Annotated in this window: 8 protein-coding genes; 2 read left to right on the top strand and 6 right to left on the bottom strand. The window is 74.3% G+C overall.

Going from position 1 to position 7,450, the window contains the following annotated elements; all coding sequences use genetic code 11:
* Positions 1 to 1,374: NAD(P)/FAD-dependent oxidoreductase (locus KYY02_RS21030; RefSeq protein WP_371240105.1), on the bottom strand; the 1,374-nt coding region annotated here is incomplete at its 3' end.
* 143 nt (positions 1,375 to 1,517) lie between these two features.
* On the opposite strand from KYY02_RS21030, the gene KYY02_RS21025 reads away from it, so the two are divergent.
* Positions 1,518 to 2,480, top strand: coding sequence for an LLM class F420-dependent oxidoreductase (locus tag KYY02_RS21025; RefSeq protein ID WP_371240103.1), 963 nt, complete (start codon positions 1,518 to 1,520; stop codon positions 2,478 to 2,480).
* Positions 2,481 to 2,826: 346 nt separating this feature from the next.
* Here KYY02_RS21025 and KYY02_RS21020 read toward each other — a convergent pair whose 3' ends face one another.
* Positions 2,827 to 2,949, bottom strand: a complete 123-nt coding sequence (locus KYY02_RS21020) for a hypothetical protein (protein ID WP_371240101.1) — start codon at positions 2,947 to 2,949, stop codon at positions 2,827 to 2,829.
* Between the two features lie 28 nt (positions 2,950 to 2,977).
* The gene (locus tag KYY02_RS21015; RefSeq protein WP_371240099.1) at positions 2,978 to 3,406 is read right to left on the bottom strand and encodes a phage holin family protein; all 429 of its coding nucleotides are present in this window, start codon (positions 3,404 to 3,406) and stop codon (positions 2,978 to 2,980) included.
* A 107-nt stretch (positions 3,407 to 3,513) separates the two neighbouring features.
* On the opposite strand from KYY02_RS21015, the gene KYY02_RS21010 reads away from it, so the two are divergent.
* Positions 3,514 to 3,861, top strand: coding sequence for a VOC family protein (locus KYY02_RS21010; protein ID WP_371240097.1), 348 nt, complete (start codon positions 3,514 to 3,516; stop codon positions 3,859 to 3,861).
* A gap of 93 nt (positions 3,862 to 3,954) precedes the next feature.
* Here KYY02_RS21010 and KYY02_RS21005 read toward each other — a convergent pair whose 3' ends face one another.
* The 3 genes from KYY02_RS21005 to KYY02_RS20995 are packed head-to-tail and all read right to left on the bottom strand — an operon-like array spanning position 3,955 to position 7,446.
* Positions 3,955 to 4,509, bottom strand: a complete 555-nt coding sequence (locus KYY02_RS21005; RefSeq protein ID WP_371240095.1) for a GNAT family N-acetyltransferase — start codon at positions 4,507 to 4,509, stop codon at positions 3,955 to 3,957.
* 43 nt (positions 4,510 to 4,552) lie between these two features.
* Positions 4,553 to 5,485: a S66 peptidase family protein gene (locus KYY02_RS21000; RefSeq protein WP_371240093.1), complete on the bottom strand. Its 933-nt coding sequence runs from the start codon at positions 5,483 to 5,485 to the stop codon at positions 4,553 to 4,555.
* The gene (locus KYY02_RS20995) at positions 5,482 to 7,446 is read right to left on the bottom strand and encodes a prolyl oligopeptidase family serine peptidase (protein WP_371240091.1); all 1,965 of its coding nucleotides are present in this window, start codon (positions 7,444 to 7,446) and stop codon (positions 5,482 to 5,484) included. Before KYY02_RS20995 ends, KYY02_RS21000 begins: the two co-directional genes overlap by 4 nt.
* Between the last annotated feature and the right edge of the window lie 4 nt (positions 7,447 to 7,450).

The raw sequence follows: 7,450 nt of genomic DNA, 5'->3' as shown, positions 1-7,450 counted from the left end.
ACCCGGCTGATTCCTCCCCGGCTCACCACCCGGCTGATTCCTCCCCGGCTCACCACCCGGCTGCTCCGGCTCGCCCGGTACCCGCGCCAGTTCCGGCGACGCCGTGTCCAGCGGCACCGACCAGGACCGTACGAGTCCCAACTGGACGGCCTGGCGCGGAAGCACGGCGTCCAGAAGCCAGTCGGCGGCCACCCGGACCCGGTTTCCCGGCATCGCCGCGAGGTGGTAGCCGCGGGTGACAGCGCCCGCCGCCACCCCGGACAGGTTCACGCCGAGCGGGTTGGCGGCGGCCTTGACGCCGCCCAGATCCACCACGAACCCCATGTCCTTGTGCCGGTAGGCGCGTCGTTCGCCGTCGCCGAACGACGCGGCGATGTTGTACGCGCACACCTTGCCCTGCCGCCAGGCGTGCTGCGCGGTCATCGGGGTGTACGAGCCGGGCTTCTCCAGGTCGGGCACCGCGGCGGCGTCCCCGCAGGCGAACACCTCGGGCCGGCCCGGCACCTGCAGGTACGGGTCGACGAGCAGCCGGCCGCGTTCCATGGGCAGTCCGAGGGATTCGGCGAGCGGGTCGGGGCGTACGCCCACGCACCACACCAGGGTGCGGGTGTCGACGAACCCCCCGTCGGTCAGCAGCACTCCGTCGTGCGTGGCCTCCTTCACGGAGGTGCCCGTCCGCACGTCCACGCCCCGTTCGCGCAGGACCGTGTCGGCCGTACGGGAGAGCCGTTCGTCCAGCTCGGGCAGGACCCGGTCGGCGATGTCCAGCAGCATCCAGCGCGGCCGCATCCCGGTCCGCATGGGGCGCCTGGCGACCTGCGCGTCGGTGAACAGTTGGCCGTGCGCGGCGACTTCGGTGCCGGTGTAGCCGGCGCCGACCACGACGAAGGTGCAGCGGGAAGCGCATTCCTCGGGGTCGTCGGTGGCGGCGGCGAGTTCCACCTGACGGGTCACGTGGTCGCGCAGGTACAGGGCTTCGGGCAGGCCGCGGAAGCCGTGGGCGTGCTCGGCCACACCGGGGATCGGCAGCAGTTTGTTGACGCTGCCGGCCGCGAGGACCAGCCGGTCGTAGTCGAGGGTGCCCCCCTCGCCCTCGGGGCCGGTGTAGTGCACCTGCCGTGCGTCGAGGTCGATGCGGTCGGACTCCCCCAGTACCAGCTTCACGTGCGGCAGCGTGCCGGAGAGGGAGACGGTGACCCGGCGCGGCTCCAGGACGCCGGCGGCGACCTGGGGCAGCAGGGGCAGGTACAGGAAGTAGTCGGTGGGGTTGAGCAGGATGATCTCGGCGCGCCCCTTGGCCAGCCGGGACAGGGTCTGGGCCGTGCGGTACCCGGCGAAGCCGGCACCGACGATCACTGTGCGGGGTCGACTCACGGTTCGCCTCCGGCGCTGTCGCGTACGTCGGGAGACTTCCGCGTCCCCCCGGCGGGGTCCGCCAAACGTCCGGCCGGTTTCCGCCCGGCCCCCCGGGTACCCGGCCCGGGACCCCGACCGCCCACATCGCGGAGGCACTCCCCATGCCCGAGTACGGCTACTTCCTCTCGTGCGAGCAGTACGGCCCCGCCGAGCTGATCGAGCAGGCGCGGATGGCCGAGCAGGCCGGATTCCAGGCCCTGTGGATCTCCGACCACTACCACCCGTGGAACGGCGAACAGGGGCAGAGCCCGTTCGTGTGGTCGGTGATCGGCGCACTGTCCGAGGCGGTCTCCCTGCCGGTGGGAACGGCGGTGACCTGCCCGACCGTGCGGATGCACCCGGCGGTGGTGGCGCAGGCGGCGGCCACGGCCGCGGTCATGTCACCGGGGGAGTTCCGGTTCGGCGTGGGCACGGGGGAGGCGCTGAACGAGCACATCCTCGGGGGCCCCTGGCCGCCCGCGCACGTACGCCTGGAGATGCTGGAGGAGTCGATCCAGGTGATGCGCCGGCTGTTCACCGGCGAGGAGGTCAACCACCACGGCACGCACTACACGGTGGAGAACGCCCGCCTGTACACCGTGCCGGACGAGCCCGTCCCGATCGACATATCGGGCTTCGGTCCGGCGGCCACCAAACTCGCCGCCCGGGTCGGCGACGGCTACATCACGATGATGCCGGACGCCTCGATGGTGGAGCAGTACCGCAAGGGCGGAGGCGGCGGGAAGCCGGTCAGCGGCGGCACCAAGGTCTGTTACGGCACCGACCGCGACGAGTGCGTGCGCACCGTGCACCGGCTGTGGGCGAACGAGCAGCTGCCCGGCGAACTGGGTCAGGTGCTGCCGTCGCCGAAGCACTTCGAGCAGGCGCAGACCCTGGTCAGCGAGGACATGGTGCGGAAGAACCGGGTGTGCGGCGACGACGTGGACGAACACGTCGCGGAGCTCCGGCGGTTCGCCGACGCGGGCTTCGACCGGATCTACGTCAACCAGATCGGTCCCGACCTGCGCGGCTTCTTCGACTTCTACCGCACCAAGGTACTGCCGCAGCTCCAGCAGACCGGCTGAGCCGGGGAGGGACGGACCGGGGCGTCGGCCGACGCCCCGGAGGCCGGCTCCACGACGGTGGCGATGATCCGGGTGCCGACAGGCGGCGCGACCTGCGCGGTCACGGCGCTGGACATCGCGCTGAGGAATCTCGAGCCGGAACGTCGGGCCGGGGCCGCGGGCGCGGCTGCCGGGCGGGGGCGTGCCGGGGATCGAGGACGTGCTCCTCGGCGGCCCCCGGGACTCCACGGGCGGCACGACCGGCCTTGCCGAGGGCTCGGTCACGGCCTCACGCCGCGGACGCAGGACGTCGCGGAGCACGGGAGCGGTCAGCCGGCGGGCGCCCGCCACGACAGGCGCGCGGACGTCATGCCCGGTTGCGGTACAGCCGCTCCGGTGGGCTGTGGCCGGCCGCCTCGTCGTCGTCGAACCGACCGTGCGGGCCGTCGGCCGCCCCGGTCGCCACGAGGACCTCCGGATCCGTCGGCACGATCCGCGCCGTCGGCCCCCGCAGCCGGTCAGGCCCGACGGCGGGGCGTGTCGGGGTCGGACTCCGGCCGCGGCGGTACGACGCCGACGGTGGGCGGCACGGACGGCGTCGGCGGAACGGGGACCGACCGGCCACCGGACGACGCGGTGGCCTGCGCGGGAACGGTCCCGGACGTCGCGGGCCGGGCCGCGCCGCGCAAGGCGTAGGACAGCATGCCCAGGGCCACGGCCGTGATCAGTGCGGCGGCCCAGCCCGGCAGGACCAGGTCGAGGACGAGGCCCACGGCCAGTGACACGGCCGCGCCCGCGTACAGGGCGGCGGCCCCTGCCCCGGCGTACAGGACGGCCCTGCGGCGCTGTCCCCGCGTCTGTTCGCGCAGTTCGTCGCGCACGGCTTCGCGGGCCGCCCGCGCCAGCTCGTCGACCATGTGCTTGTCCAGATGCTCCAAGCGCTGCATGGGCACCAGGTACCCGTGCCCGGAGTCGCGTAACGCCCACGGGCACGGAGCGTGAAGATCGTCCAAGCCGGGCTCCCGGCCGGGGCCACCCCAACTAGGCTCCTCCCATGGAGATTCTGGGTGCCACACTGCGTGTCTGCGTCGACGACATCGAGACCGCCATCCCCTTCTACGAGCGGCTGGCCGGCGGCAAGGCCCTCCGGTTCGAGCGGGGCGGCGTCCAGGTCGCCGCGGTCGGCTGCTTCCTGCTGATGAGCGGTCCCCCGGCCGAACTGGACGTGCTGCGCAAGGTCGCCGCGACCATCGCGGTCAAGGACGTCGAGGAGACCCGGCAGGTGCTCGCGGAGATCGGAGCCGACATCCTGGCGGGCCCGCTTCCCACGCCCGTGGGCCGCAACCTCATCGCACGGCACCCGGACGGGGCGGTCTACGAGTACGCGGACCGCCGCTCCTGACGCGGCCGGTCACGGCGTGGGCCGAGCCCGGGAGCCGTACCGGTCCGGCAGCGGCTCGCGTGGACGGAGCTCCACGCGGTCGCCGGCCTGGCGTCAGCGCCCTTTCGTCATCTCGCTGGTGAGCGCCCAGCGTTGGTGGTCGCGCCAGGCGCCGTCGATGAAGAGCATCTTCGGCGAGAAGCCCTCCAGGCGGAAACCGCAGGCGCGGGCGAGGGCGATGGAGGCCGCGTTGCCGGGCTGCACGTTGATCTCCAGACGGTGCAACCGCATCGGGCCGAAGGCGTACCGCACCACGAGGTCCAGGCCCTCGCGCATCAGCCCGCGTCCGGCCGCGTGCGCGAAGGCGCCGTAGCCCAGCGCACCGCACCGGAAGCCGCCCTCGACGATGTTGTTGATGTTGATGAACCCGGCGAGGGCGCCGTCCGCCTCCTTCTCGCAGACCAGGAACCCCGCCTTGGTGGGATCCTCGATCAGCCGCCCCGCGTACGCGGCGTACTCGCCCTGGCTGTCCGGCGGGAACAGCCAGGGGCGGTGGAGGTCCTTGCTCTCCCGGGCGCGGGCGGTGAACTCGGCCCCGTCCGCCCGAGTGAAGTGACGGAGCCCCACGCGGCGGCCCTCGGCGAGGTAGCGGGAAGCGGTGTGCGGCACCCTGCCACCCTACGACGGGCCCGCGCGCGGCGCCGCGGACCGGTCAGCTCAACGCCGGTTCGTCCAGGGTCAGCGTGCCCGCGCCGGCGTCGAGTTCCGCCGTGACGCCGAACGGGACGGTGAGCGCGTCGTCGCAGTGCCCGAACCCGAACTGCTCGGCCACCGGGACCCCGAGGCCGCCGAGCCGGTCGGCGAGCAGCGCCCGCACCCCGTCGTACGGCTCGCACCGGGCCCAGGAGCCGAGCAGCAGTCCGGAAACCCCGTCCAGCCAGCCGGATCGCAGCAGTTGGGTGAGGTAGCGGTCGAGGCGGTACGTCTCCTCCCCCACGTCCTCCAGGCACAGCAGTCCGCCGCGCGCGGAGGGTCTGGCGTGCGCGGTGCCCAGGTCGGCGGCGAGCAGGCAGAGGCAACCGCCGAGGGTGACCCCGCGCGCCCGCCCGGGGACGAGCGCGGTGCCGTCGGAGCGGACGGTGCGGACCGTCTCGGGGGAGAACAGCGTGGCCCTGAGGTGGTCCTGCGCCCGCACGCTCTTCACGAAGTCGACGCCGGCGGCCATCGGACCGTGCAGGGTGACGAGGCCGAGCCGGACCGCGAACGCCTCGTGCAGTGCGGTGATGTCGCTGAACCCGACGAACACCTTCGGCCCGGCGGCCCGCATCGCCTCCCAGTCGAGCAGGTCGACCATGCGCTGTACGCCGTAGCCGCCGCGGGCGCAGATCACCGCGTCGACGGCCGGGTCGCACCAGGCGGACTGCAGATCGGCGGCCCGGTCGGCGTCGCCGCCCGCGAGGTAGCCGAACTCGCCGTGCCGGTCCAGGACGTGGCGGCCCACCACGGGGTCGAGGTCCCAGCCGCGCAGCACCTCGAGCCCGGCCTGGAGCCGCTCCTCGGGCACCGGACCGCTGGGCGCGACCACGGCCACCCGGGCGCCGGGAGCCAGACGGGCCGGCCGGCGCAGCGGCTCGACCCGGCTCACGTGCCCAGCTCCAGGGTCGGCACGCCGGGCGGTTCCATCCCGAACACCTGGGCGTACAGGGACAGCTCCGCCTCCAGGGCGCGCACCATGGTCTCCGCCCGCCGGAAGCCGTGCCCCTCGCCCTCGAAGGCGAGATAGGCGTGCGGCACGCCCCGTCCGGCCAGCCGGGCCAGGAAGCGCTCGCACTGCGCGGGCGGGCAGATCACGTCGTCCAGCCCCTGGAGCATCAGGAACGGCACGGTGAGCCGGTCGGCGTGCGTGACGGGCGAGCGTTCGGTGTATCTCCCGGGCACCTCGGCGCGCGGGCCGATCAGGCTCTCCAGGTACTGGGACTCGAAGTCGTGGGTCTCCCCCGTGCCCCAGCCGGTGAGGTCGAGCACGGGGTAGCTGATGGTGCCGCAGGCGTAGACGTCGGTCGTGGTGAGCGAGGCGGCGGCGGTCCAGCCGCCGGCGCTGCCGCCGCGGACGGCGAGCCGGTCGCGGTCGGCGGCGCCCTCGTCGGCGAGGGCCAGAGCGACGGCGGCGCAGTCCTCGACGTCGACCACGCCCCACTGTCCGCGCAGCCGGTTGCGGTACTCCCGCCCGTATCCGGTGGAGCCGCCGTAGTTGACCTCGGCGACGCCGATGCCGCGCGAGGTGAAGTAGGCGATCTCCAGGTCGAGCACGAGCGGCGCCCTGCCGGTGGGCCCGCCGTGCGCCCAGATCACGTACGGGGGCAGTTCGTCCGCGGGGCCGGTGTGGTCGGGGTGGTGCGGGGGATGGACGTGGGCGTGGATCTCGCGGCCGTCCGGTCCGGTGAACGTACGGGCCTGCGGCTCGGGATAGTACGCGGGGTGCACGGCGTCCTCGTGCGCGGCGCCGATCACGCGGGCCCGGCCCGTCCTGGTGTCCAGCTCCACCACCTCGTGGGCACCGCGCGGCCCGGCCCCGACGGCGACGACCCGCTCGCCGTGTGCCGCGAGGGTGGGCGCGAACTCGCTCCACGGGCCGGCGGCGTCGGCGACCTCGCAGGTCTCGGGGTCGAGTACGCCGAGCACGGGTGCGCCCCGGCCGTGCAGGACGGCGATCAGGCCGCCGTCCAGCGGCGCGAACCAGCGCAGGCCCAGCTTCCACAGTGGTCCGCCGAACTCCTCCTCGCGCGGGCAGAGCGGCGTCCCGTCCCGGTAGAGGTTCCACCAGCCGGTGCGGTCGCTCGCGTACAGCAGCCGGCCGTCGGGGGTCCAGTCGACCTGGGCGACGGACTCCTCGGGGCCGCCGGCCACCGTACGGGCGTCGCGCAGGGTGCCGTCGGCGGCGACGTCGGCGACGAGCAGTTCGGTGCCGTCCCACGGCATGCGCGGGTGGTCCCAGCCGAGCCAGGCGACACGCCGCCCGTCCGGCGCGAGGCGCGGCCCGGTGACGAACCGGTGCCGGCCGTCGCTCAGTTCCCGCACGGCACCCCGGTCACCGGCGGCGGAACCGTCCAGCGGTACGGCGGCCAGGACCCGGCGTACGTCGCTGGGGCCGTCGCCGGTGAACTCCTCCAGGACGCACCACACCTCGCCGCGCTCCGGCAGCAGCACCGGCTCGGCCCAGCGCAGCCCCTGCCCGACCGGGGACACGGGGGTGAGCGGGCGGGGCTCGCCGCCCGGCTCGTACCGGTAGAGGCGCTGGTCGGCGAAGTTCGCGAACACCACCAGCGGGACACCGCCTCGCACGACGCCGGCCCAGGGCCGGCCGCCGTACTCGATGACCCGGCTCCGCACGTTCCACGGCGCGGGCAGGACGGACTCCTCGGTGCCGTCGGCGTGCCGCCGCACCAGGCCGCGCCGTCCGGCCTCGGCGGGCCGGGGCTCGGTCCACCACACCTCGTCGCCGACGAAACCCACGAACTCGGGGCTGCCGTCGTGGGCCGCGGCCGTAACCGCGTCGATGGGCGAGGGCCACTCGCCGTACGCCAGGGTCCGCACCGTCTCCCCCACTCGC

This window comes from Streptomyces pimonensis, from assembly GCF_041380215.1.
GTDB lineage: Bacteria > Actinomycetota > Actinomycetes > Streptomycetales > Streptomycetaceae > Streptomyces > Streptomyces pimonensis.
The sequence above is the reverse complement of the archived record's forward strand: the minus strand, read 5'-3'. Positions and strand labels throughout refer to the sequence as shown.